Source organism: Streptococcus sanguinis, from assembly GCF_020729725.1.
GTDB classification, from domain to species: Bacteria; Bacillota; Bacilli; order Lactobacillales; family Streptococcaceae; genus Streptococcus; species Streptococcus sanguinis_V.
In genome coordinates, this window is sequence record NZ_JAJEPA010000012.1 from 515,463 (window position 1) to 540,761 (window position 25,299).

A 25,299-nucleotide genomic window follows, 5' to 3' on the forward strand; every position below is an offset into this window, starting at 1 on the left:
AGTATGAAACTAGATTTATATGAAATTGCAGAAGTCCTGTCTGCGAAAAATGATGTGACTCAGTTTGAAAATGTCTCTCTTAGAAATGCTGAGTTCGACAGCCGCTTGATTGAGTCAGGTGACCTCTTTGTGCCGCTTAAGGGAGCGCGAGACGGTCACAATTTTATCCCAACAGCCTTTGCTCAGGGAGCTGCTGCCACCCTATCTGAGCGTCCAGTGGCAGAGGGGGCTTATATCTTGGTTGATGATGTCCTGACAGCCTTTCAGCGCTTGGCCCAGTACTATCTGGAAAAGATGCAGGTGGATGTGCTGGCGGTGACAGGTTCCAACGGCAAAACAACAACCAAGGATATGCTGGCTCAGCTACTAGCAACCAGTTACAAAACCTATAAGACACAAGGTAATTACAACAACGAAATCGGTCTGCCCTACACAATACTGCACATGCCTGAGGACACAGAGAAACTTGTCTTAGAAATGGGGCAGGACCACTTGGGCGATATCCATCTCCTGTCGGAACTTGCCAAACCTAAGACAGGCATTGTAACTCTGGTCGGAGAAGCCCATCTGGAATTTTTCGGCAGCCGAGCTGAGATTGCTCAAGGCAAGATGCAGATTGCGGACGGCTTGAGAAAAGACGGTCTCTTGATCGTTCCGGCGGATAAGATTGTTAATGAATTTCTGCCAGCAGACTGCAAACTGGTTCGCTTTGGTCCTGATGCGGATATCTTCCTGACGCGTCTGGAAGAGCGCAAGGACAGCTTGAGCTTTGAATGCAACTTTTTGGAGCAAAGCATTGACCTGCCTGTGACCGGTAAGTACAATGCGACCAACGCCATGATTGCGGCCTATGCAGCTCTGCAGGAGGGGGTATCTGAGGAGGCAATTGCTCAAGCCTTTTCTGAGCTGGAGCTGACCCGTAATCGAACGGAGTGGAAGAAAGCTGGTAATGGCGCAGATATCCTATCGGATGTCTACAATGCCAATCCAACAGCCATGCGCTTGATTCTGGAGACCTTCTCGACCATTCCAGCCAATCCAGGCGGACGAAAATTAGCAGTGCTGGCGGATATGAAAGAGCTGGGAGCGGACTCTAAGTCCATGCATGGCTCGATGATTACCAGTCTCAATCCAGAAATTGTGACCGACCTTTTCCTCTATGGACAGGATATGGAAGCCCTCTATGACTATGCCAAGGAGATTTACCCGCCAGGCAAGGTGCAATACTTTGTCAAAAATGACGAGAAAGACCAGTTTGAACAGCTGAAACAAGCTGTCAGAGAGAAGCTGACTCCTGCCGACCAAATTCTTCTCAAAGGCAGCAATTCCATGAATCTGGCTAAGCTGGTAGAGGATTTGGAAGATGGAAACTAAAGAAGCTGCAAAAACCATTCAACGTCTCCTTTCTATTGCAGAGACTGGACTGGCATTTAGTCGTGATGAATTTGATCGAGAGCGTTACTTAGAACTCCGTCAGCTTTTGGGACACCTTCTGGCTGATTGGTCAGATTTGGATGGGAAAGAATTGGCAGAGCTGTTGCGCCCAACGGATTTTTATGCCACTCCCTTGATTGATGTCCGCGCCTTACTGGTTCGAGACGGAAAAGTCTGTTTAGTCAAGGGTAAAAATGAGAAAACTTGGGCTTTACCTGGCGGCTTTTGTGAAGTCGGACTATCTCCTAAGGAAAATATCGTCAAGGAAGTCCAAGAAGAAACGGGATTTAATGCTTCAGTTTCTCGTCTGCTTGCAATCTTTGATACTAATAAATTTCAATTTCAGAGTAAGCAATATGCTAAACTAGTCTTCGAGTGTCAGATAGAGGATGGAGATTTTCAGCCTAATACAGAAATAGAAGAGTTAGCTTTCTTTGATATCCAATCTTTACCAGAATTATCCTCTAAGCGGACGACAAAAGAACAGTTGGAAATCCTTTGGGAGATTTATCAAGGAGATAGAGAACAGTATTTGGATTAGTTAAGTAAGTTTCTGGGATACTTTTTGTCTGAAAAAGCTAGAAATTATTGCAACAACAGGCAGACTGAGTCTTGTTCAAACCTTATATTAGAATGGGAGCCTAGGAGATGGGAATAAGAGATATGTTTACAACCTATAAAACCGAACCGCCTCAACTGGGACTTTGGTATTTTGTTCTTTTGGGGCTGGTCTTTGTGATTATCTGGCTTTCCTATCGCTACTACAATCGGAAGCCTTACCAGCAGCTATTTGTCGGGATGCAAACTTGCCAGCTGATAGGCCTTTACTCTTGGTATATGCTGTCTGCTGCCCCACTGTCTGAGAGTCTGCCTTTTTATCATTGCAGAATGGCTATGTTTGCCTTGATGTTTCTGCCTAATCGCTCAGTGTATAAATTTTATTTTGCACTTTTGGGGACTTTTGGCTCGATTGTAGCCTTTATTTATCCGATTTTTGATCCTTACCCTTTTCCCCATATCACTATTTTGTCCTTTATCGTTGGCCATCTAGCGCTCTTGGGAAATTGTTTGATTTATCTTTTCAGATATTATCATACTTTCTCTATGAGCTGGCAGCGAGTGGTGTGGACGACCTTTCTGATGAATGCTTTTTTGCTTGTTATCAATATGTTGACAAAGGGTTCTTATGGATTTCTCACAGATCCGCCGCTTGTTGGCAATCACGGGCTCCTGCTCAATTATCTGCTTGTCTCAATCGTCTTAAGTGCAGCAGTTTGCTTGGTTTCTGACATTTTTAAGCGTGTGGAGCAGATCAAGACAGTCACCCTAACCTAATCATCTAACGGAGGATTTATGAAAGATTTTTTAACTACGACAAAAACGGTAGCACCGCCTATCTCGATTTTATGGTATGCTGTGATGATTGCTCTGGTCTTGCTGTCTATTTGGAGCTCGCTCAAATACCATGATAATCCGCGTTTTGTCAAGGCTTTTAAGTGGATTCAGATTGCTCAGCTGCTGATGCTTTATAGCTGGTATTTTGGTTTTCGAATTCCCTTTTCCAATAGTCTGCCCTTCTATCATTGCCGCCTGGCTATGTTTGCGGTGGTCTTTCTGCCAGACAAATGGCGCAGCAAGCAGTATTTTGCTCTTTTAGGAGCCAGCGGAGCGGTCTTTGCCTTGGGCTATCCAGTCTTTGACCCCTATGATTTCCCGCACATTACCAGCTTTTCTTTCCTGATTGGCCACTATGCCCTCTTGGTTAATTCCTTGATTTATCTGATGAATCACTACGACAAGACCTTGCTCAAGAAATACATGATTGTAGCCTACACCTTTGGACTCAATCTTTTCCTAGTCGGCGTTAATCAAGTGACCGGAGGTAATTACGGTCTGCTAAAAAGTCCGCCTTTTATCCCTAACGCACCCCTATGGCTAAAGTATCTTCTTGTGTCAGCCATCCTTTCTTTGGCCCTGGTTCTCTTTGATATATTGTTTAAGATACGGTGGAAAAAGCAGTTAAGTTTGGTCCGCAGTTAATTCACTTTAAATTTATAGCTCCTGTCAAGTTAATTTGGCAGGAGTTTTCTTAAATTAAGAAGCCTTATCATGACTTGTCTTGCTTCTAGTAACAAATGGACTGTTTTTCTATCAACTCTTTAAGCTGGTCGAGCTAGACGATTCTGTTCGCGGAATGAAATATCCTAAATTTTGGGATTTCTTAAAGCTAACGGACAAAGGGAAGGAGACTTTGTCCTCTATCTCTTGAAACGGAATAAGGCCATTTTTTCCATGACAGCTGAAGAGAAAGAAGAACTGGAAACCAGAAAATTGTCTGCTCCATTTACTGGATTTGAACTCAATCGTTGCAATTTGTGTCATTGTCAGATTATAAGAGAAATTTCATTGACTTAGGAGAATAGAATCGCTCGAAAGGGCGATTTTTTATCTTTCTAAGATAATTGAAAAAAAGCGCTAAATCCGCTATAATAGGTAGGTTGAAAGGATTGAAATACTCCGATGTAAAATAAAAAAACAAATACTAAGATTTGCCATTATCCTAAATGAAAGAAAGAGAAGAAGATGACTTTACAAGAAGAAATTAAGAAACGCCGGACCTTTGCTATTATCTCCCACCCAGACGCGGGGAAGACAACCATTACGGAGCAGTTGCTCTACTTCGGGGGCGAGATTCGTGAAGCTGGGACAGTTAAGGGGAAAAAGACGGGTAATTTTGCCAAGTCTGACTGGATGGATATTGAGAAGCAGCGGGGGATTTCAGTGACTTCCTCTGTCATGCAGTTTGACTATGATGGCAAGCGGGTCAATATCCTGGATACGCCAGGGCACGAGGACTTCTCAGAAGATACTTATCGGACCTTGATGGCAGTGGATGCTGCGGTCATGGTTATTGACTCGGCCAAGGGTATTGAGGCTCAGACCAAGAAGCTCTTTGAGGTTGTCAAGCATCGTGGTATTCCGGTTTTCACTTTTATGAACAAGCTGGACCGTGACGGCCGCGAGCCCTTGGACTTGCTGGAAGAACTGGAAGAGATTTTGGGAATTGCCAGCTATCCGATGAATTGGCCGATTGGGATGGGGAAGAGCTTTGAGGGTCTTTATGACCTCTACAATGAGCGGTTGGAGCTTTATAAGGGTGAGGAGCGCTTTGCAACTCTGGCAGAAGGAGATCAACTGTTTGCTTCTAACCCTTTCTATGAGCAAGTTAAGGAAGATATTGAGCTCTTGAGCGAAGCTGGGAATGAATTCTCAGAAGAAGCGATTTTGGCTGGCAAACTGACACCTGTTTTCTTCGGCTCAGCCCTGACCAACTTTGGCGTTCAGACTTTCCTGGAAACCTTCCTCAAGTTTGCTCCAGAACCGCATGGACACAAGAAAACAGATGGCGAAATTGTGCATCCTTATGATAAGGATTTCTCAGGTTTTGTCTTTAAAATTCAGGCCAATATGGACCCGCGCCACCGCGACCGTATCGCCTTTGTCCGTATCGTTTCTGGCGAGTTCGAGCGCGGTATGAGTGTCAATTTGCCTCGCACTGGCAAGTCTGCCAAGCTATCCAATGTCACTCAGTTTATGGCCGAAAGTCGGGAAAATGTGACCAATGCTGTAGCTGGTGATATTATCGGGGTTTATGATACAGGGACTTATCAGGTCGGTGATACCCTGACTGTAGGTAAGAATAAGTTTGAATTTGAACCTCTGCCAACCTTTACTCCAGAGATCTTTATGAAGGTTTCAGCTAAGAATGTCATGAAGCAAAAATCCTTCCATAAGGGGATTGAGCAGCTGGTGCAAGAGGGAGCCATCCAGCTTTATACCAACTATCAGACGGGCGAGTATATGTTAGGCGCTGTCGGTCAGCTCCAGTTTGAGGTCTTCAAGCACCGCATGGAAAACGAATACAATGCTGAAGTGGTCATGAATCCTATGGGCAAGAAGACTGTCCGTTGGATTTCACCAGATGACTTAGACGAGCGTATGTCTTCTAGCCGTAATATCCTAGCAAAAGACCGCTTTGATCAGCCAGTCTTTCTCTTTGAAAACGACTTTGCCCTGCGCTGGTTCGCGGACAAGTATCCAGATGTTAAACTGGAAGAGAAGATGTGATTGTTTGTTAAAGACAATTAGTTTATTTAATGTTATAAGTTAATAAAAAAGGAATATATTTCTATAAGAATAAGAATGAATAGATGAAAACTAATATACAATATATAGATTTATTTGCGGGTGCAGGTGGTCTTTCTGAAGGGTTTAAAAGAACTGGTAAATACAACTCTATAGCTCATGTTGAAATGAATAAGCATGCTTGTGATACTTTAAAGACAAGACTAGCCTATTATTATTTAAGAGAGAATAATAGTATAGAAAGTTATTATAAGTATCTTAAGAAAGAGATTTCTAGAGATGAGTTATGGACTCTAATTCCGGATGCTATTTTGGAAAGCGTTATAAATGCAGAACTTAGCGATGATAATATTCTTGAATTTTTTGCACAAATAGATGACCTTGTAGGTTTATCTGAGACAAAAAGGGTGGATTTAGTAATTGGAGGGCCTCCATGTCAAGCATATTCTATTATGGGCCGCTCTGTAAGTCTCACTGGTATGAAAGATGATCCTAGGAATTATTTGTATAAACTATATGTGAAGTTTATTACTCGTTACTCTCCCAAGATGTTTATTTTTGAAAACGTCCCAGGTATCTTAACTGCTGGATCGGGGAAAATTTTAGAAGATATTATAGAATCGTTTTCAAAATCTGGTTATAAGGTGAAATATCAAGTTTTAAATGCTGAAGATTTTGGTGTTCTACAGAATCGTAAGAGAGTCATCTTAATTGGATGGAAAAAAGAATTTAATTTTTCATACCCTGTTTTTAAAAAAAAATATTTTCCGAATTCCAGTGTAAAATTTATTTTAGATGATTTGGCTAAGCTAGATATTAATACTGAAGATAATAGGTATATATCGAAATCGAACGACTATCTGGTTAAGAGTTTCATAAGAGATAGTGATGCTCCATTGACGTGGCATGTTTCAAGATATACAAATAAAAGAGATAGAAAAATTTATGCTAAGGCAATTGAATTATGGGATAAAAGTAAAGTAAGATTGAGATATGACTCATTACCTAAAAATCTTGTAACACACAAAAATCAAAAATCATTTTTAGATAGGTTTAAAGTTTTAGCTTCAAATTTACCATCCTCTCATACTATGATTGCACATATTGCTAAGGACGGGCACTATTTTATACATCCTGATATTAAGCAATGTCGTTCCATAAGTGTCAGAGAGGCCGCTAGAATTCAATCTTTCCCCGATGATTATTTTTTTGAAGGGCCTAGAACAGCAGCATTTACCCAAATTGGCAATGCAGTACCTCCTCTAATGGCTTATTATATTGCAAAAAAATTAGAGGAATATTTTATTAACGAGGACTGAGAGATGACAGAAATTAAATTTAGACCGAAAGCTCAAATTTTAATTCAATTGGGAGATCAACTAATTAAAAATGAGGGTATCGCATTATTGGAGTTAATAAAAAATTCATACGATGCTGATGCCAAAGAATGTGAGGTGAATTTATCTTATTTAGACTCAGAAATGCTTGGGGAAATCGTTATTGAAGATAACGGAGTAGGAATGTCTTTTGAAACGATTAGAGATGTCTGGATGCAACCGGGAAATACTCATAAAAAGAATCAAGTTGATGAAGAAAAGAAGACTAAGTTGGGGCGCTTACCGATTGGAGAAAAAGGAATTGGCCGATTCGGAATTCATAAACTAGGTAAAGAAATTGAAATTATTACTAGATCGAAGGGAAATCCCGAAGTATATTTTAAAATTGATTGGAGTAAGTTTGATTCAAATCAGTTTTTAGATGAAATACCAATTACTATTGAGGAACGGGAACCTCATAAGTTTATAAATAGTACTGGAACAAGGATTCAAATTAGAAATATAGAGCAGTGGGATAAACGTAAATTTCGTGAAACATATAGACAAATCATTTCTTTGAATTCTCCGTTTGAGTCCCAAGAATCGTTTAAAGTTAATATAAAAAGTACACACGAAGATTGGCTTGATGGCATTTTAAATTTCAATCAGATTAAACAATTTGCTTTGTACCGTTCGACAGCTAATTTTAAAGATGGTAATATTAAAGATTTTAAGTATGAGTTTTCACCATATGATAATATGTCAGTTGAATCTCGTAGGATAGAAAAAGATGTTATCCCGCTTGAACTTTTTAGTGATAGCAAACGTAAAGACCCAGCTAAATTCTTTCAAGGGAAACCTAAAAAATTCATGGAACAGCAAGGGATAAATGACTTTTCTATTGAGCTGTATGTTTTTGATAAATCATCAGATGTTACTCGCTTTATTGTAAAAGATAAAAAATCTTTTAAAGATTACTTGACCGAAAATGGGGGAATAAGAATTTTCCGTGATAATATGCGAGTTTTAGATTATGGTGAAAAGGGGAACGATTGGCTCAATCTTGACTCAAAACGTGTAAATAATCCAGCTAGTTCGTTGAGTAACAATATAATTTTAGGAGCTATATCTCTAAAACGCAAAAATAGTAGAGGATTGGTTGAAAAAGCAAATCGAGAAGGTTTCATTGACAACCAGAGCTATGAATTGTTTGTAAATATAATTGAGAAGTATTTATTTGAATTTACTAGGGAAAGAAATATCGATAAGGATAGATTACGCCAATCCTTAAAAGAAGATAATAAAGATCTGGTTGATATTATTGATGAGGTAGCAAATGATATTGAATCTTTAGATGTTGAAACAAAAATAAAGAAACAGATTTCTCATAAATTAAATCGAGTGAAGTCAGAGTATAAATTTATTAAAGAAACGTATGTAAAAACTTCATCAGCCACAAGTAACTATGCAATTGTTATTCATGAGATGGAAAAAATTGTAAAGGAGCTTTCTACAGTTTCATGGAATTCTAAAGAAATTGAAAGAATCAATCGACTAACTCTTAGATTGCGAGATCTAATTGATGGATATACTTCTATATTACGAAATAGAAGAAAATCTAACTATTCTGTTATAGAGATTATTAATAATGCTTTATTTAATGTTGAGTTTAGGTTGGAAGCCCATGAAGTTTCGCTTGATAGTTTTTATAAAGATAAGAATTACAAGGTATTGTGTGACAAAGGTTTGATTGTGTCTGCTATCATGAATATCATTGATAATTCAATATACTGGATACATAAATCAGGGAAAAAACAAAAAAAAATCTTAATCGATACGGTACTAACTGATAAGGATCGTGTTGAGCTAATAATAGCAGATAACGGAACAGGATTTCAGGGGAATCCAGAGGATATGATTCGTCCTTTTGTCGGAGAAAAACAAGGTGGACTTGGTCTAGGGTTAAATATTGTTAACGAAATTATGAATTCACAAAAAGGACAGCTACTTTTTCCAAAAAATAAAGATTTAGATTTACCGAAAGAATATCAATCAGGAGCGACTATAATACTAAGTTTACCACTGCCGGAGGGATAAGATAGGATATGATTAATTTGCCTAATAATGGATCTATTGTAATTTTAGATGATCAATATACGGAAGCAGAACCATTAATTAAACTTTTATCAAAAAATAATAAGTCTTTTCGATACTATGACGGAAAGTATGAAAATTTACCGTTAAAAAGCATTGAGAAAGAAGCGACAAGACTAGTTTTTTTAGATTACAATTTAACTGAGGGGACCACAGGTAGCGCTAGTCAAGTTTCTACAATAGCTGCAAATTTAACAAGAATTATAGACGAAGATAACGGCCCGTATTTTATTTTACTTTGGAGTAAGAATAAGAATGATGCTCAAGAGTTCAATAATGATATGGAAAAAATATACGTAACATATCCTCATTTAAAACCTTTAGAGATCAAATGTCTAAATAAAGCAGATTACTTTGAAACAGAAGTTGATGGTTATAAATTCAACAGCGATAGAGTGGAAGAGTTTCAAAGAGAACTAGAAGAAATGGTAAGTGGCATAGAGCTACTAGAATTCTATTCAAGCTGGGAAAATAAAATATTGTTAACAAGTCAGAAATTAATAAAGAAAACTTCTGATGTTGGTCAAGGGATGAGTGCAAAACAGTTAGTACACTTATTATCTCATATTAATTTGGAACAGTTTTCAAGAAATGTGGGAAATGAACAGTTAATAGTTGCTGCATACCAAAGTTTAAATACTGTTTTTTCATCGTATTTAAATCATAAAATAGAAGATATCAAGCTAAGTGAGGATCGTTTTAGTGAAATTTCCTCAGAAGACAATTATGAAGTTAATTCTGCACGAGTAAATAGTTGGCTGAATATTAATACAATAGATAATCCTAGTCGTATAGGGCAAGTGTTTTCAATGCCTAGCTCTTCTTTCCTTGATGATAATATCATTAAAAATAATGAACTAAGAGGGCAATTCATAGAAATTGCAAATCAAAATAAAACAGAGAATGATTACTTCAAAACGGTAGGTCTTGAAATCAGTCCAGAGTGTGATGTAGCCCAAAATAAAAGAAATTTTTATAGAGTGATTCCAGGAATGGTTATTTCAGAGTCTTTAATGAAAAATGTTTTTACAACTCTTACGAATGAACTAACCCAAGGAGAAAAAAATAAAGCTTTGGTTTATTCAATAAAAGCAAATGGTGAATTAAACTTTAAATGCTTACCACAGTCAATATTTTTGTCTCCAAAATTTGAATTTAAAGCTAATGGAGAGTGCTTTGATGTGTTTTTGATTTTGGATTTGTCACAATTTAGGACAATTCCAATTCAAGATGAAAGCAGGGATTATTTTGAGGATAAAGAAATGCTTTTTTCAGTAAATAGTGATTTATTGCAATCGATAAAAAATAGTTTGGCAGCTAATATACAAAGAAAAGGATTTCAATCGCTTTAAAAACTATCATATTTATTGATAAAAATCTTAGCTTCAAAGAAGTTAGAGGAAGAGAAAGTAGTTTTCGTTAAATAAAAAAATAATAGAAAGGAGCTCCATGTTTCTGGAAAGAAAACTAAAAGATCAGTCTGTCTGGATCAACATTGACTCAGATAGTTTCAAAAAGAATGCCCGGATTTATCAGGATTATGAAATTGATAAAGAGACCATCGAGTATGCGCTGGATAAGAACGAGCGGGCTCACATGGATTACAATCGTGAGAATGGAACTGTTGTCTTTATCTACAATGTCCTTGATCTAGCGACAGATAAGGAACATTATGAGACGATTCCTATGACCTTTGTGGTGCAACAGAGACGGCTCATTACGATCAGCAACCAAGACAATGCCTATGTTGTCGATATGATGAAGTCTTATACTGAGCGTCATGAGCCAGTATCGGTCTATAAGTTTCTCTTTGCTAGTCTAGAGTTGATTTCCAATTCTTACTATCCGGTTGTTGAGCGGATGGACAAGCGCAAGGATGAGATTAATGCTCTCCTGCGTCAGACCACTACCAAAAAACACCTATTTGCCCTGTCCGACTTGGAAACTTCTATGGTCTATCTAGTTGCTGCAGCTAAGCAGAATCGTATGCTCCTAGAGCATATCAAAAGTCATGGCATTTACCGACGTTTTGATGAATTAGAAACTGAGCAGTTTGAGGATGCTATGATTGAGGCTCGTCAGCTCGTCTCCATGACCGATCTGATTGCTCAAGTTCTCAGCCAGCTCTCTGGCTCCTACAATAACATCCTGAACAACAATCTGAATGACAATTTGACGGTCTTGACCATTATTTCGGTCCTTTTGGCAGTACTCGCAGTTATCACGGGTTTCTTTGGTATGAATGTTCCTCTGCCCTTGTCTAATGATAAAAATGCCTGGATTTATATTGTTGTCATTAGTCTAATCATCTGGGGACTTCTAACCAAGCTTCTTAAATGGTTAGCCAATAAGAAGTAAATATTTGAAATTATTTTCCCTATAACAAGCACCGAGAATGGTGCTTGTTTTTTTCTTGCTTTGGAAAGAAAATGATTAGTACAGTTTGCCTGTATTTAAAAAACTGTTATTTTGTGTTAGAAAACATAACATAAAAATTATAATTTTTATTGCATAAAATTTCATAATAAAGTATAATATAAAACAATTTAAAATAAGTGAGGGGTAGAAATATGGCAGAATACCTAAACGATTTAAATTACAAAGGTAAAGTATACCAATATACAGACCTTGATAAAGCCTCAGCTATACTAGGAGGGGATATAGAAGAGCTTCCCTATTCTATACGCATATTATTAGAAAGTATTCTTCGTAAGGAAGATGGGATTGACGTAACAAAAGATAACATCGGTTCTTTAATGCATTATCAAGCTAAATCACCAAGCGGAGAAGTTCCTTTTAAGCCTAGTCGAGTCATTCTCCAGGATTTTACAGGTGTTCCTGTTGTGGTGGATTTGGCTAGTATGCGCGATGCTATTGTCGGGCATGGAGGTCAGGCCGATCAGATTAATCCAGAGATTCCGGTTGATTTAGTTATTGACCACAGTGTTCAGGTGGACTTTTATGGCTGTGATACAGCTCTAGAGGCCAATATGAATCAAGAGTTTGTCCGTAACAATGAGCGCTACGAATTTCTTAAGTGGGCAGAAAAATCGTTTGATAATTATCGGGCGGTCCCTCCTGCTACCGGGATTATCCATCAGGTCAATATCGAATTTCTCAGTGATGTCATCATTGAAAAGGAGGACCAACTCTATCCAGACAGCATGTTTGGGACGGACAGTCATACGACCATGATTAATGGTATCGGTGTTCTGGGCTGGGGAGTCGGTGGGATTGAGGCTGAAGCTGCCATGCTGGGTGAGGCTTCTTATTTCCCAGTTCCTGAGGTGATTGGTGTCCGTCTTTTGGGCAAGCTACCTAAGATTGCGACAGCGACGGATTTGGCTTTAAAGGTCACGCAAATCTTGCGTCAAGAAAATGTTGTTGGTAAATTTGTCGAGTTCTTTGGGCCAGGCTTGTCTCATCTAAGTCTGGCTGACCGGGCAACGGTGGCTAATATGGCGCCAGAATATGGAGCTACCTGCGGTTATTTTCCGATAGATGAGGAAACGCTGAATTACATGCGTCTGACCAATCGATCAGAAGATCATATCGAGCTGACCCATCTCTATGCTCAAAAAAATCACCTCTTCTATAATGAAAAGGTTGAGCCGAACTATACCAAGGTAATCGAAATTGATTTGTCCAGCATTGTGCCGAGCATCTCAGGCCCCAAGCGTCCCCAAGATTTGATTGAATTAACAGCTGCTAAAGAAGAGTTTCAAGCTAGTCTAGTCAGAGAAGCGGGGGTCCGAGGCTTTGGATTAGATGAGAGCGAGCTGGAAAAGTCTGCAGTGGTTCAGTTTTCTGACCATGAGGAGACGATTAAGACCGGCCATGTGGCTATCGCTGCCATTACTAGCTGTACCAATACATCCAATCCCTATGTCCTGATGGCTGCGGGGCTTTTAGCCAAGAAAGCAGTAGAAAAAGGCTTACGCGTTTCAAAGACTGTCAAGACTTCTTTGGCTCCTGGCAGCAAGGTGGTCACAGGCTATCTCAAGAAGAGTGGTCTTCAGTCCTATCTAGATCAGCTTGGTTTCAATCTTGTCGGCTATGGCTGCACCACTTGTATTGGAAATTCAGGCGATCTCCGACCGGAAGTGGCTCAGGCGATTACGGATACTGACTTGCTGGCTAGTGCTGTTCTTTCAGGCAATCGCAATTTTGAAGGACGAATCAATCCACTGGTCAAGGCCAATTTCCTAGCTAGTCCGCCCTTGGTAGTTGCCTATGCTCTGGCTGGAAATACCAATATTGATCTGACCAGTGAGCCACTAGGTTATGATCAAAAGGGGCAGCCTGTTTATTTGATGGATTTGATGCCAGAGCACGATTTGGTTGCAGATTATGTTCAAAAATATGTGACGCGCCAGCTTTTTGAAAAAGAATATGCTCATGTGTTTGACGATAATGAAAAATGGAATCAGATTCCGACAGCCTCTTCTCAAAATTATCAGTGGAATCAGGCTTCGACCTATATTCAAAATCCACCTTACTTTGATGGCTTAGCTGATGATTTAGCCATTCAGCCACTGAAAAATCTTGCTGTGTTGGCAAAATTTGGGGATACGGTGACGACAGACCATATCTCCCCAGCAGGAAATATTGCCAGAAACAGCCCAGCAGCTTCCTATTTAATGGAGCACGGAGTGGATTACCAAGAGTTTAATTCTTATGGCAGCCGTCGGGGCAATCATGAGGTTATGATGCGGGGGACTTTTGCCAATATTCGGATAAAAAACGAACTGGCGGATGGGAAAATTGGCGGTTACACAGATTATAAAGGAGAGTTGCTATCCATTTATGAGGCAGCCATGCGTTACAAAGAGGAGCAAATTGGCACCATTGTCTTAGCTGGCAAAGACTACGGTATGGGGTCCAGCCGTGATTGGGCAGCTAAGGGGGCTAATCTTTTGGGTGTCAAGGTGGTGCTGGCAGAGAGTTTTGAGCGTATCCACCGGTCAAATCTGGTCATGATGGGGATTCTTCCTCTGCAGTATCTAGAGGGCGAAAATGCGGCTAGTCTAGGCTTAACAGGCAAGGAGATTTTTGACATCAATCTGCCGCAGGATCCGCAAGTTGGCCAGCTAGTTGATGTGGTAGCTCGGAAGGGTGCTGAAGAAATAGCTTTTCAAGCTCGGCTGCGCTTTGATGCAGAGGCGGATATTCGTTACTACGAAAATGGAGGAATTTTACCCATGGTCGTTAGAAAGAAATTAGAGGAGGTGTGAGCATGAGTCAGACGGACGGTTTGAAAGATACCATTGCCTGTGATACCAGGATTAGCCAGATTGTGGATGATTCTTTATTTTATGCAGGCTACAATATTTCTGAATTGGTAGAGCACCATGCAAGTTTTGAAGAGGTGATTTATCTGCTGTGGCATTTGCATTTGCCGACTCAAATTGAGCTCAAGCATTCTGAAGAAGATTTGCGAGCTAATTATGCCATTAGCGATGCGGTGGAGCAGTGTATTCTCATCCAGTCCCGCAAGCACCTTCATCCCATGAGTGTCTTGCGCTCAACGGTCAGTCTTTTGGGCGTTTATAATGTCCATGCTGAGGAAGCGTCTCTAGAAGCGACCTATGAGCAGAGCATCCAGCTTATGGCAAAGATGCCGACTATTATTGCGGCTTTTGCCAGGCTGAGGTCGGGTCAGACTCCAATAGAGCCACGAGAGGATTTGGGCTTTGCGGCTAATTTCCTCTATATGCTCAAAGGACAAGAGGCGAGTGAGCTTGAGGTCAAAGCCTTCAACTGCGCCTTGGTCCTTCATGCCGATCATGAGCTCAATGCTTCAACCTTTGCGGCTCGAGTCTGTGCCTCAACCTTGACCGATATTTATTCCTGCGTGACAGCGGCTGTTGGAGCGCTCAAGGGCTCGCTTCATGGCGGCGCTAATGAATGTGTCTTTGATATGCTGAAAGAGATCAGAGAGGAAGGGGATTGCCAGGCCTACCTAGATCGCAAGTTGGCCTCTCATGAGAAGATTATGGGCTTTGGTCATCGAGTTTACAAGACCCAAGATCCGCGTGAAAAATACCTGCGTCAAATGGCCAAGGACTTGACACAGGGGACCAAGGATGAGGTTTGGTATCAGCTTTCAGTAGAAATTGAAGCCTATATGAAGCATACCAAGCACCTGATACCAAATGTCGATTTTTATTCGGCTACGGTTTACCATGTGTTGGGCATTGACAGCAGTATTTACACCCTGATTTTTGCTATGAGTCGGGTGGCTGGCTGGATTGCCCATATTCAGGAACAGCGCAAGAACAATAAGCTGATTCGACCACGTTCTAACTATATCGGTGCTCAAGGTTTGGAGTATCTTCCCATCGGAAGGAGATAAAATGGCAGATAAGATTTTATTTGAGAAAGGGCAATTGCTGGTACCGGATGCTCCTATTATTCCTTACATCCAAGGTGACGGGATTGGGGTTGATATCTGGAGAAACGCCCGGCTGGTCTTTGATAAGGCTGTAGAAAAGGCTTATGGTGACCAGAGAAAGGTTGTTTGGAAGGAGGTTTTGGCTGGGAAAAAAGCGGCGGACCTGACGGGTGACTGGCTACCGGATGAAACGCTGGCAACGATCAAGAGCCATCTGGTGGCTATTAAGGGTCCGCTAGAAACCCCAGTCGGAGAAGGGATTCGTTCCTTGAATGTCGCGCTGAGACACGAACTAGACCTTTACGCCTGCCTGCGGCCGGTTCGTTATTTCAAGGGAGTTCCCAGTCCGCTCAAGCACCCAGAGAAGACTGACATCACGATTTTTCGGGAAAATACAGAAGACATCTATGCAGGGATTGAGTGGGAGAGTGGAACGGATGCAGTCCAAAAAGTCATCGATTTCCTGCAGAAAGATATGCAGGTTGACAAGATTCGCTTCCCAGAAAGCTCTGCTATTGGAATCAAGCCTATCTCTAAGCAAGGAAGCGAGCGGCTGATACGGGCGGCTATTGACTATGCACTAGCCAAAGGACTGAGCCGGGTGACTCTGGTCCACAAGGGCAATATCCAGAAATTTACAGAGGGCGGTTTTCGGAAATGGGGCTATGAACTAGCTCAAAGAGAGTATGTGGACGAGCTAGCTTCTGGAAAACTAATCATCCAGGACGTCATTGCGGACAATTTTCTGCAGCAGATTCTGCTCTATCCAGAGAAATTTGATGTTATCGCCTTGACCAATCTAAATGGTGACTATGCCAGCGATGCTCTGGCTGCTCAGGTGGGCGGGATTGGTATTGCGCCAGGGGCCAATATCAATTACGAGACTGGTCATGCTATTTTTGAAGCTACTCATGGGACGGCGCCAGATATAGCAGGTCAAAACAGGGCTAATCCTTGTTCTCTTCTCTTATCGGGGGCCATGCTCTTTGATTACATTGGTTGGTCGGAGGTCTCTCATCTCCTGACTAAGGCTGTTGAGAAGGCTCTCTTTGAGCAAAAAGTGACAGGAGATTTTGCCAGTCAGCTGGAAGGAGTAGCAGCCTTGACCACTGGTCAATTTGCTGAGGAGCTGCTGGCTAATATAGAGAAGTGTCCATAATGAAGAAAAAAGCGATGAAGGATCTGCCTATCTAGACAGTCTCTTCATCACTTTTTGTCTTTTTCGATATTCCAGTCCCCAACCGATGATCCAGCAAACGACTAGCAGATAATTTTCAATCCAGCCCAGTAGATTGGCTTGATTCGCCTTTTCCAGATAGCCTAGCAGATGGTTGGTGCCAAAGCCCAGCCCACCCAGAATCAGTGCTAGCAGGGTCATCCGTAGATAAAACCAATCATACTTTATGTTGGCGGCAATGACTAAAGGCAGAATAGCCAGATTCCAGAAACCAATTTCCCGCTGCCAGTAGGGGGCTAGGCCGTAGATGGACTCATTGCCCAAGAGCTGGGGCTGGAAAATCTGGATCATAGCCGCGCCCAGCATAGCTAAGATTAGTAAAATGAAAATCACTCGTAAAAATTTATTCATCCCTGTCTCCTTTCTTCTTTGTAGATTATAATGTTTTTGAAAATGATTTTCAAGTTTTCATTTTTTTACAAAAGAATCTCTAATAAAATATTTTACAGCCAAGTTCTATCTTTTTAGGTGCTTTTGTGGTATACTAGATTAGTTGCAGAAATACAGTTTTTCTATTCAGTGGGAACTAGCGACCGAGTCGGCGCTTTTTTAGTGCCCGGACTTGAGAGACCATATTTATGAAGAGAAGAGCGAATACTCTCAGAAAATCGAGATTTAGCAAGAGAAAAGCACTTGGTATGTTTCGATAGTTGAGTATCAAAAGCCTTATAAGGTGGCTTCGCACCGCCTTTAGAAAGAAGAAGAACATTGAAATTTAATGAATTACATTTATCTGCTGAATTACTAGCAGAGATTGAAAAAGCTGGCTTTGTAGAAGCAAGCCCTATTCAAGAGCAGACAATTCCGCTTGCTATGGCAGGTAAGGATGTCATTGGTCAGGCCCAGACAGGGACAGGAAAGACGGCAGCCTTTGGCTTTCCGACTTTGGAGAAGATTGATACAGATAATCCTGCTGTGCAGGCTTTGATTATCGCTCCAACCCGTGAATTGGCCGTGCAGAGTCAGGAAGAGCTTTTCCGTTTTGGCCGCAGCAAGGGTGTCAAGGTACGCTCTGTCTACGGTGGCTCCAGCATCGAAAAGCAAATCAAGGCCCTCAAATCTGGTGCTCATATCGTCGTAGGAACACCTGGCCGTCTCTTGGATTTGATCAAACGCAAGGCGCTTAAGCTGAATCAGATTGAAACTTTGATTTTGGACGAAGCGGATGAAATGCTTAACATGGGCTTTTTGGAAGATATTGAGTCTATCATTTCCCGTGTGCCAGAAGAACGTCAGACCTTGCTCTTTTCAGCGACTATGCCGGATGCTATCAAGCGTATCGGTGTTAAGTTCATGAAGGAGCCTGAACATGTCAAGATTGCTGCTAAAGAGCTGACGACAGAGCTGGTAGACCAGTATTATATCCGTGTCAAGGAAAATGAAAAATTTGATACCATGACCCGCCTGATGGACGTGGAGCAGCCAGAGCTCTCTATCGTCTTTGGTCGGACCAAACGCCGGGTGGATGAGCTGACTCGTGGCCTGAAAATCCGCGGTTTCCGAGCAGAGGGTATCCATGGTGATTTGGACCAAGGCAAGCGCCTTCGCGTTCTACGCGACTTTAAAAACGGCAATCTGGATGTCTTGGTGGCGACAGATGTGGCAGCGCGTGGATTGGACATTTCTGGTGTAACCCATGTCTACAACTACGACATTCCGCAGGATCCAGAAAGCTATGTTCACCGGATTGGTCGGACTGGTCGCGCTGGTAAGTCAGGTCAGTCTATTACTTTCGTAGCGCCAAATGAAATGGGCTATCTGCAGATCATCGAAAATCTGACCAAGAAGCGTATGAAAGGCCTCAAGCCAGCGACTGCAGAGGAAGCTTTCCAAGCTAAGAAAAAAGTTGCTCTTAAGAAGATTGAACGCGATTTTGCGGATGAAAACATCCGTTCTAACTTTGAGAAATTTGGCAAGGATGCCCGCAAGCTAGCAGCAGAATTCAGTCCGGAAGAGCTGGCTATGTATATCCTCAGCTTGACGGTGCAGGATCCAGATGCTCTTCCTGAAGTAGAAATTGCCCGTGAAAAACCATTGCCATTTAAACCGTCTGGCGGTGGCTTTGGCGGAAAAGGCAAGGGCAGTCGTGGCGGAAATAGCAACCGTCGCAGCAATGACAACCGCCGTGACCGAGGTGGCCGTCGTGACCAATTTAAGAAAGGTCGCAAAGACGAGCGTTTCGATAAAGAAAATCGCTACCGCAAGGACCATAAGAAGCCACGCAATACTTCTAGCGAAAAGAAAACCGGCTTTGTTATCCGTAACAAGGGTGATAAATAAAAAATTAGAACTCTGATACATCAAATATGTATCAGAGTTTTTTCTTTTGATGAGATGTTAATGCTATTATACTCGTCTTTTGTAAAAAAATTTGATTGGAACATTTAAGTATTTTATGATAAAAAACGCCACAATCTTGTGGCGTTTTTTGTGAGAAATCTTATAAGCAAAAAGTACATAAAGTGTAATTTAGTTACTTGGTTATCAAATCAAACAAAATAGTACACGATTTATTAATTATTGTAAACAAACAATTTATAAAAAAGATATAATAAGCTATTGACTATATTATATCATAATGATATAATGAATTTACAAACAAAAAGAAACAAGGTGAGGTAATAATGGAGCTTTCTCAATTGTTTGATAAAGAGTTAGTTTTTTGTCTAACTGCAAAAAGTCAAGAAGAGCTATTTTATCAGGTAGCTGATTTACTGGAAGAGAGAAAAATTGTCAAGCCTTCTTATAAAGAGGCTCTGATAAAAAGAGAGAAATCTTTTCCAACTGGATTGGATATGGAGTTTTTAGGCAAAGACTTGCCAAATGTAGCTATTCCCCATACAGACATTGAGCACAACTTAACAGAGAATGTGGTTGTGGTTAAGTTGGAACAGCCTGTGACTTTCCACAATATGATTGCACCTGCACAGACAGTTTCAGTCTCTCTTTTATTCTTTATTATTAACCATTCTAGCTCAAGTCAAACTAACATTTTGGCACAGCTTATGGACTTCTTCACTAGCCAAGGTAATTTAGCTGAGTTAGCTAAGTGCAACACTGAAGAAGAATTGTTTCACTATATTTCAACAGTCATCAAATAAATTAAATGGAGGTTTTTACCATGATTAAAATTTTAGCAGCCTGTGGAGCTGGTGTAAATTCCAGCCACCAAATCAAAAGTGCCCTTGAGGAAGAATTGTCAAACCGTGGTTATGATGTTCATTGTGATGCAGTAATGGTCAAGGATGTCAATGAAGATTTAATTCAAGGATACGATATCTTTACACCGATTGCAGCAACAGATTTGGGCTTCACACCAGAAATTCCTGTTATTGAAGCAGGACCGATTCTCTTCCGTATCCCAGCTATGAGTGCTCCGGTGTATGACAATATTGAAGCGGCCATTAAAGAGCATGGTCTAAGTTAGGTTATAAAAGGTTAAACCAGGAGGTTTTGTTATGAATGCTATTATTGATATAGCGAATAAGTTCTTTGATCCCATTATAAAAATGGGCGGCCCGATAGTCATGCTGATTATCTTGACTGTCTTGGCTCTGTTGTTTGGTGTAAAATTTTCCAAAGCTTTGGAGGGTGGTATTAAGCTAGCCATCGCTTTGACGGGTATCGGGGCCATCATCGGTATGCTGAATGGAGCGTTCTCAGCTTCACTTGCAAAATTTGTTGAAAATACAGGCATTCAGCTTAACATCACAGATGTTGGCTGGGCTCCTTTGGCAACAATTACTTGGGGTTCTCCATGGACCTTGTACTTCTTGCTTATCATGCTGATTGTCAATGTCGTTATGCTGGTTATGAAAAAGACAAATACACTGGATGTTGACATCTTTGATATTTGGCACTTGTCCATCACCGGACTGCTAATTAAGTGGTATGCGGATAACAATCATGTGAGTCCGGCTGTATCACTACTGATTGCGACTGCAGCAGTTGTCCTAGTTGGTGTTTTGAAAATCATCAACTCAGACTTGATGAAGCCAACATTTGATGATCTTTTGAATGCACCAAGTTCATCTCCGATGACGTCTACTCACATGAACTATATGATGAATCCTGTCATCATGGTTTTGGATAAGATTTTTGATAAATTCTTCCCATGGCTAGACAAATATGACTTTGATGCCGCAGCTTTGAATAAGAAAATTGGTTTCTGGGGCTCTAAGTTCTTTATCGGTTTCCTTCTCGGGGTGGTCATTGGTTTTATGGGAACTCCACACCCTGTAGCAGGTGCAGAAGATGCAAACACTTGGCAATTAGTCATTAAAGGTTGGCTGACTCTAGGTTTGACTGCCGGTGTCTGCTTGGAACTGTTCTCATTGATTGGTTCATGGTTCATTGCAGCTGTAGAACCACTTTCACAAGGTATTACAAACGTTGCTACAAAACGTCTGCAAGGTCGCAAGTTTAATATCGGTTTGGACTGGCCTTTTATTGCAGGTCGTGCTGAAATCTGGGCTTGTGCCAACGTACTTGCACCAATCATGCTGATTGAAGCAGTTCTTCTTTCTAAAGTAGGGAATGGTATTCTACCATTGGCTGGTATCATTGCAATGGGCGTAACTCCAGCGCTCTTGGTAGTTACACGTGGCAAACTCTTACGTATGATTGTGTTTGGAAGTCTTTTGCTTCCGCTCTTCCTGTTGTCAGGGACTCTGATTGCACCATTCGCAACAGAACTTGCTAAAGGTGTTGGTGCCTTCCCTGAAGGAGTTAGCAAATCGCAATTAATCACTCACTCTACGCTTGAAGGGCCGATTGAGAAGCTGCTAGGCTGGACCATCGGTAATACTACAACTGGTGATATCAAAGCAATCATCGGTGCAGTTATCTTCTTGGGAGCTTATGTAGGAATCTTTGCTTGGTATAGAAAACAAATGATCAAACGTAACGAAGCCTACGCTGCAAAGGAAAAATAAAAGCTTGTGGCTAGAATAAGATATAAAGTAAGCCATAAAAACAAATAGTCAAGCGAAGAAAACTAGGCTGATATAGATAAAGTCTAGTTTTCTTGTTGTAGAACAGATTAAATAGCACTAATTTACATATTTAAATTCAACATATCAGCTACTTAAAATAAAAAAATTCACAAATCTTTGTTTATATGCTGGAACTGTTGTATAATAAGGTGAAGGTGAGTCTGTAAGAAATTCAGGAGCAAAAGGAGAATGTAAAATGAAAGAAAGTAGACATAGAATCATTCTGCAAGAACTGGATCAAACAGGTGTGGTTGCTGTTAAAAACCTCAAGGAAATGCTGGGTGTCACGGATATGACCATTCGTCGGGATTTGATTGATTTGGAGAAGCAGGGCATGCTGACCCGTGTTCATGGCGGAGCCCATAAGAAGGTCAAGAATGCTCTCAACGAGATTTCCCATTCAGAAAAGCAAATGCTGAATGTTGAGGAGAAGAAGCAGATTGCCCGTAAATGTGCGGATTTGATTGCTGACGGGGATACGGTCTTTATTGGGTCAGGAACCACAACAGATTTTATCGGAGACTATTTGGATGGAAAAAATATCAGCATTGTCACCAATTCTCTGCCAATTTTTGAGAAGTTAAAAGAAAGAGCCACTTTAGATTTAATTCTGATTGGCGGACGTTATCGGGCTAAGACTCAAACCTTTGTCGGTCAGTTTGCCAATAATCTTTTGAAAGAAATCAAGGTTTCCAAGGCCTTTATTGGGGCGAATGGCATTGACGGTCATAATGTTACCACCAGCAATGAAGAGGAAGGCAACGGTGACGCGATTATCCTTAACAATGCCATCAGCAAATACATTGTAGCCGATAACAGCAAGTTTGACAGCTATTCTTTCTATTCTTTTTACCGGCTGGACAACCTCAGTGCAGTTGTGACGGACGATAATATAGCTCCGAAAGTCAAGGAAAAATACAGCACTTATGTTGAAATTTTGTGATGTCTGACCGGTGAAAGAAACTTGCTTCAAATAAATATTTTATAGAGGCTGTGACTGGGATTTTGTCTGGAAATTCTAGTCGCGGCTTTTTTATATCTTGGTCGATTTTGTAAACAACAGTCTTGACTTAGTCGCGGAATTCCTTATATAATAAAATGTATTATTAAATTTTAGGAGGTCTTATGACAATCATTATAGTGATTTTTGCGGCTGTGTCGCTTTTTCGTTTGGTGTTTTTGAGGAAATCCTCTCAGAATGAGCAGGATATTCTGGCCAAGGGTGGCATGGAGTACGGGGTGAAAAACTCAAATATCATGAAGTACCTACACATGCTTTTTTACGCGGTCTGCTTTCTGGAGTTGCTCCTGAAAAAGCCAGCTTTTGACTTGGTGAGCCTACTGGGAGCTGTGTTGTTGCTCTTTTCTATGTTTATGCTCTACCTTGTTGCCAAGCTCTTGGGACCAGTTTGGACCATCAAGCTTATGCTGGTTAAGGATCATAAGTTTGTCGACCACTGGCTCTTTCGCAATGTCAAACACCCTAATTATTTCCTGAATGTTGTACCAGAATTGGTGGGCTTGGCCCTGCTCAGTCATGCCTACTTTGCTCTTTTCATCCTCTTCCCGCTCTACTGTATCACCCTCTATGTCCGTATCAAAGAAGAAGAGCAGTTACTCAAGGAAGTTATCATTCCAAATGGAATTGCTGGTGAATAAAGTTAATAAAATACATATCGACTGCAAAAGAAAAGTCTAGGATCTTTATGTCCTAGACTTTTCTTTCAATAATTTTCGTATTTCATTAGCCATTTGTTTGGGTTGGTCCGATTCGAAAAGTAAAGTATTTGCTTCAGGCTGGTGGGCAGTTTGACGGAAAGCTAAAACTGGCTTCCCCTTGCTGATAGCCCTTTGGACAATCTGGTCTACCTCTCCCCAGTGATTGATATCCAAGTAAATATCCGCCCTATCGAGCAAATCCTCAATAAAGTCATCCTGGTGGATATTGGTGTAGAGGTTGATATTGGGATAGTCATTAAAGCTGGCTAAGTAAGGAGAAATATTGGTCTTAGCAGCTATGTGAAATTCTAATTCTGGCAGATTTTCTGCTAAATAAGCCAATTGTTCCAAGGTATCAGAAGCTGTCAGCGTGAAGGCATGGAAATTGCCCTGTGGACGCTCCTTAATGATAAGCTCTTCCTTGCTCATGGCGATAGAGTTGCTGGGAATATCCTGGAAAATCAAGCTGTTGGCTCCAATGATGACATTATCACCAATGGTCACACCTTTGAGAATCACAGTATTGGCCCCAATCCAGCAGTTTGCTCCAATCTTGACTGGCGCAACACTATAATCAATCTTCTCGATATGGTAATTAGAATACTGATGATTGTGGTCAAAAATACGGACGCCATCACCAAACATGGTGTCCTTGCCGATTTCGATAGAGTGCTGACAGCGGACAGTACAATGGTCGTTAAAGAAAACTCGGGTTCCTAGCTTGAGTTGTGCGCCACTGGCTACATTGAGGCTGGTAAAAGATTGGAAGATGACATCTTGACCGATATCGAGCTGGCTGTCTGGGGAAATTTCGATATGATGAAAGTCGCCTTTAAACTGGATTTCAGGCATTTTGAGTCCTTTCTTTGATGTAAGCCAGTTTGGCTTGTCTAGTTTTCTTTTTAAAGAGGGCTTCAGCTGACATGGCAGCCGGCTTGCTAGGGTGTTCTTCTTGGTAAAGTAAGGTAACTGGCAGGCGAGCGCGAGTGTATTTGGCTCCTTTGCCAGCTTGATGTTTTTTGAGTCGGGCTTGGACATCCGTTGTGTAGCCGGTATAGAGGGAGCCGTCCCCGCATTCAAGCACGTACATATAGGCTTTATTTTCCATAGTAAATCTCGTGAATCTCCGGAGTGTAGCTGCCGTCCTGATTGTGAATAAAGAGAGGAGGCAGGATTTTGAGACCATCGCGGGAACCATCTTTAATTGCTTCGATAAGCAGCATATTGGCCTCTTTACCCAGCTTTGGATAGACAAACTGGATGCGCTTGGGAGCCAGGTTGTGGGCTTGCATGGTATCTAAAATATCTAAAAAGCGTTCTGGTCGATGAACCATAGCCAACCGACCATTGGATTTGAGGACTCGCTGGGCAATCTTGCAAATCTCTTCCAGATTGGTTGAGATTTCATGGCGGGCTAAAAGGTAGTGCTGGCTTTCATTGAGATTGGATTGCTTGTCCACTTTGAAATATGGAGGATTGCAGAGAATCATATCAACCTTGCTGCCAGTGATATAGCGTCCTAGGTTTTTCAGATCATCCTGAATGACCTGCATTTGCTGGGTCAAGTCATTGAGCTCAATGGAGCGTTCGGCCATATCTGCCAGACGTTCCTGGATCTCGACTGCTAGAATCTTGGCCTTGGTGCGAGTGCTGGCAAAAAGTCCAACAGCGCCATTTCCAGCACAGAGATCAACGATTAGACCCCGCTGAGGCAGCTTGGGAAAGCGGGAAAGCAGCACGCTGTCTACTGAATAGCTGAAGACCTCACTGTTTTGAATAATCTTGACATCCGTCGAAAAGAGCTGGTTGACGCGTTCTCCGTCTTTTAGTTTTGCTTCGTTCATAAGTCAATTATAGCATGATTTAGCAAGGATTCCAAAGGGATATGGGAAGTTTTTACACAAT

At 41.2% G+C, this 25,299-nt stretch carries 21 protein-coding genes and 1 pseudogene; 18 read left to right on the forward strand and 4 right to left on the reverse strand.

The features are described from left to right. The first annotated feature begins 3 nt into the window (after positions 1-3). The 12 genes from K4I03_RS07875 (at position 4) to icd (ending at position 16,603) form a co-directional block, all read left to right on the forward strand. Positions 4-1,374, forward strand: a complete 1,371-nt coding sequence (locus tag K4I03_RS07875) for a UDP-N-acetylmuramoyl-tripeptide--D-alanyl-D-alanine ligase (RefSeq protein ID WP_227964500.1) — start codon at positions 4-6, stop codon at positions 1,372-1,374. After that, entirely contained in the window at positions 1,364-1,975 is a 612-nt protein-coding gene (locus K4I03_RS07880; RefSeq protein WP_227964502.1) for an NUDIX hydrolase, read from the forward strand. Before K4I03_RS07875 ends, K4I03_RS07880 begins: the two co-directional genes overlap by 11 nt. A gap of 107 nt (positions 1,976-2,082) precedes the next feature. Further along, a complete protein-coding gene (locus K4I03_RS07885) occupies positions 2,083-2,769 on the forward strand; it encodes a YwaF family protein (protein WP_227964504.1) in 687 nt (228 codons plus the stop codon). 18 nt (positions 2,770-2,787) lie between these two features. Beyond that, the gene (locus tag K4I03_RS07890) at positions 2,788-3,474 is read left to right on the forward strand and encodes a YwaF family protein (protein WP_227964507.1); all 687 of its coding nucleotides are present in this window, start codon (positions 2,788-2,790) and stop codon (positions 3,472-3,474) included. A 543-nt stretch (positions 3,475-4,017) separates the two neighbouring features. Beyond that, complete coding sequence (locus tag K4I03_RS07895) at positions 4,018-5,562, forward strand: peptide chain release factor 3 (protein ID WP_227964509.1); 1,545 nt, start codon at positions 4,018-4,020, stop codon at positions 5,560-5,562. An 83-nt stretch (positions 5,563-5,645) separates the two neighbouring features. Next, positions 5,646-6,899, forward strand: a complete 1,254-nt coding sequence (locus K4I03_RS07900) for a DNA cytosine methyltransferase (protein ID WP_221761879.1) — start codon at positions 5,646-5,648, stop codon at positions 6,897-6,899. 3 nt (positions 6,900-6,902) lie between these two features. After that, positions 6,903-8,993 (forward strand): sensor histidine kinase, encoded by a 2,091-nt coding sequence (locus K4I03_RS07905; protein ID WP_227964511.1) that lies wholly within the window; start codon positions 6,903-6,905, stop codon positions 8,991-8,993. Between the two features lie 8 nt (positions 8,994-9,001). Then, positions 9,002-10,402 (forward strand): hypothetical protein, encoded by a 1,401-nt coding sequence (locus K4I03_RS07910; RefSeq protein WP_125439126.1) that lies wholly within the window; start codon positions 9,002-9,004, stop codon positions 10,400-10,402. A gap of 97 nt (positions 10,403-10,499) precedes the next feature. Beyond that, a complete protein-coding gene (locus K4I03_RS07915) occupies positions 10,500-11,408 on the forward strand; it encodes a magnesium transporter CorA family protein (protein ID WP_002896103.1) in 909 nt (302 codons plus the stop codon). A gap of 212 nt (positions 11,409-11,620) precedes the next feature. Then, a complete protein-coding gene (gene acnA / locus K4I03_RS07920) occupies positions 11,621-14,284 on the forward strand; it encodes an aconitate hydratase AcnA (protein ID WP_227964513.1) in 2,664 nt (887 codons plus the stop codon). 2 nt (positions 14,285-14,286) lie between these two features. Next, positions 14,287-15,405: a citrate synthase gene (locus K4I03_RS07925; RefSeq protein WP_227964516.1), complete on the forward strand. Its 1,119-nt coding sequence runs from the start codon at positions 14,287-14,289 to the stop codon at positions 15,403-15,405. Position 15,406: 1 nt separating this feature from the next. Next, complete coding sequence (icd, locus tag K4I03_RS07930) at positions 15,407-16,603, forward strand: NADP-dependent isocitrate dehydrogenase (RefSeq protein ID WP_227964518.1); 1,197 nt, start codon at positions 15,407-15,409, stop codon at positions 16,601-16,603. A 31-nt stretch (positions 16,604-16,634) separates the two neighbouring features. On the opposite strand, the pseudogene K4I03_RS07935 reads toward icd, so the two are convergent. Next, positions 16,635-17,032, reverse strand: a pseudogene (locus tag K4I03_RS07935) (hypothetical protein). A 357-nt stretch (positions 17,033-17,389) separates the two neighbouring features. Here K4I03_RS07935 and K4I03_RS07940 point away from each other — a divergent pair. From K4I03_RS07940 to K4I03_RS07965, 6 genes are all read left to right on the forward strand, one after another. Next, entirely contained in the window at positions 17,390-18,961 is a 1,572-nt protein-coding gene (locus K4I03_RS07940; RefSeq protein WP_227964520.1) for a DEAD/DEAH box helicase, read from the forward strand. Positions 18,962-19,305: 344 nt separating this feature from the next. Beyond that, positions 19,306-19,782 carry a PTS sugar transporter subunit IIA gene (locus tag K4I03_RS07945; protein WP_227964523.1) on the forward strand — a complete coding sequence of 159 codons (477 nt, stop codon included), beginning with the start codon at positions 19,306-19,308 and terminating at the stop codon, positions 19,780-19,782. A gap of 20 nt (positions 19,783-19,802) precedes the next feature. Then, positions 19,803-20,108, forward strand: coding sequence for a PTS sugar transporter subunit IIB (locus K4I03_RS07950; protein WP_009659841.1), 306 nt, complete (start codon positions 19,803-19,805; stop codon positions 20,106-20,108). Between the two features lie 31 nt (positions 20,109-20,139). After that, positions 20,140-21,615: a PTS galactitol transporter subunit IIC gene (locus K4I03_RS07955; protein ID WP_002902641.1), complete on the forward strand. Its 1,476-nt coding sequence runs from the start codon at positions 20,140-20,142 to the stop codon at positions 21,613-21,615. Between the two features lie 256 nt (positions 21,616-21,871). Next, the gene (locus K4I03_RS07960) at positions 21,872-22,618 is read left to right on the forward strand and encodes a DeoR/GlpR family DNA-binding transcription regulator (protein WP_227964525.1); all 747 of its coding nucleotides are present in this window, start codon (positions 21,872-21,874) and stop codon (positions 22,616-22,618) included. 182 nt (positions 22,619-22,800) lie between these two features. Further along, positions 22,801-23,334 (forward strand): isoprenylcysteine carboxyl methyltransferase family protein, encoded by a 534-nt coding sequence (locus tag K4I03_RS07965; RefSeq protein ID WP_125408834.1) that lies wholly within the window; start codon positions 22,801-22,803, stop codon positions 23,332-23,334. Between the two features lie 45 nt (positions 23,335-23,379). On the opposite strand, the gene K4I03_RS07970 is transcribed toward K4I03_RS07965, so the two are convergent. Genes K4I03_RS07970 through K4I03_RS07980 form a run of 3 tightly spaced genes read right to left on the reverse strand, consistent with a single transcriptional unit; the run spans position 23,380 to position 25,238 of the window. Beyond that, a complete protein-coding gene (locus tag K4I03_RS07970; protein ID WP_227964527.1) occupies positions 23,380-24,246 on the reverse strand; it encodes a DapH/DapD/GlmU-related protein in 867 nt (288 codons plus the stop codon). Next, a complete protein-coding gene (locus K4I03_RS07975) occupies positions 24,239-24,502 on the reverse strand; it encodes a GIY-YIG nuclease family protein (RefSeq protein ID WP_002896092.1) in 264 nt (87 codons plus the stop codon). Before K4I03_RS07975 ends, K4I03_RS07970 begins: the two co-directional genes overlap by 8 nt. Next, positions 24,492-25,238 carry a tRNA1(Val) (adenine(37)-N6)-methyltransferase gene (locus K4I03_RS07980; RefSeq protein ID WP_002912006.1) on the reverse strand — a complete coding sequence of 249 codons (747 nt, stop codon included), beginning with the start codon at positions 25,236-25,238 and terminating at the stop codon, positions 24,492-24,494. Before K4I03_RS07980 ends, K4I03_RS07975 begins: the two co-directional genes overlap by 11 nt. Positions 25,239-25,299 lie beyond the last annotated feature (61 nt).

Coding starts and splice junctions, on each gene's coding strand:
- acnA (WP_227964513.1), top strand. CDS start 11,621: ATGGCAGAATACCTAAACGATTTAAATTACAAAGGTAAAGTATACCAA.
- K4I03_RS07895 (WP_227964509.1), top strand. CDS start 4,018: ATGACTTTACAAGAAGAAATTAAGAAACGCCGGACCTTTGCTATTATC.
- K4I03_RS07890 (WP_227964507.1), top strand. CDS start 2,788: ATGAAAGATTTTTTAACTACGACAAAAACGGTAGCACCGCCTATCTCG.
- K4I03_RS07885 (WP_227964504.1), top strand. CDS start 2,083: ATGGGAATAAGAGATATGTTTACAACCTATAAAACCGAACCGCCTCAA.
- icd (WP_227964518.1), top strand. CDS start 15,407: ATGGCAGATAAGATTTTATTTGAGAAAGGGCAATTGCTGGTACCGGAT.
- K4I03_RS07880 (WP_227964502.1), top strand. CDS start 1,364: ATGGAAACTAAAGAAGCTGCAAAAACCATTCAACGTCTCCTTTCTATT.
- K4I03_RS07925 (WP_227964516.1), top strand. CDS start 14,287: ATGAGTCAGACGGACGGTTTGAAAGATACCATTGCCTGTGATACCAGG.
- K4I03_RS07875 (WP_227964500.1), top strand. CDS start 4: ATGAAACTAGATTTATATGAAATTGCAGAAGTCCTGTCTGCGAAAAAT.
- K4I03_RS07915 (WP_002896103.1), top strand. CDS start 10,500: ATGTTTCTGGAAAGAAAACTAAAAGATCAGTCTGTCTGGATCAACATT.
- K4I03_RS07975 (WP_002896092.1), bottom strand. CDS start 24,502: ATGGAAAATAAAGCCTATATGTACGTGCTTGAATGCGGGGACGGCTCC.
- K4I03_RS07910 (WP_125439126.1), top strand. CDS start 9,002: ATGATTAATTTGCCTAATAATGGATCTATTGTAATTTTAGATGATCAA.
- K4I03_RS07950 (WP_009659841.1), top strand. CDS start 19,803: ATGATTAAAATTTTAGCAGCCTGTGGAGCTGGTGTAAATTCCAGCCAC.
- K4I03_RS07960 (WP_227964525.1), top strand. CDS start 21,872: ATGAAAGAAAGTAGACATAGAATCATTCTGCAAGAACTGGATCAAACA.
- K4I03_RS07945 (WP_227964523.1), top strand. CDS start 19,306: ATGGAGCTTTCTCAATTGTTTGATAAAGAGTTAGTTTTTTGTCTAACT.
- K4I03_RS07905 (WP_227964511.1), top strand. CDS start 6,903: ATGACAGAAATTAAATTTAGACCGAAAGCTCAAATTTTAATTCAATTG.
- K4I03_RS07900 (WP_221761879.1), top strand. CDS start 5,646: ATGAAAACTAATATACAATATATAGATTTATTTGCGGGTGCAGGTGGT.
- K4I03_RS07980 (WP_002912006.1), bottom strand. CDS start 25,238: ATGAACGAAGCAAAACTAAAAGACGGAGAACGCGTCAACCAGCTCTTT.
- K4I03_RS07955 (WP_002902641.1), top strand. CDS start 20,140: ATGAATGCTATTATTGATATAGCGAATAAGTTCTTTGATCCCATTATA.
- K4I03_RS07970 (WP_227964527.1), bottom strand. CDS start 24,246: ATGCCTGAAATCCAGTTTAAAGGCGACTTTCATCATATCGAAATTTCC.
- K4I03_RS07965 (WP_125408834.1), top strand. CDS start 22,801: ATGACAATCATTATAGTGATTTTTGCGGCTGTGTCGCTTTTTCGTTTG.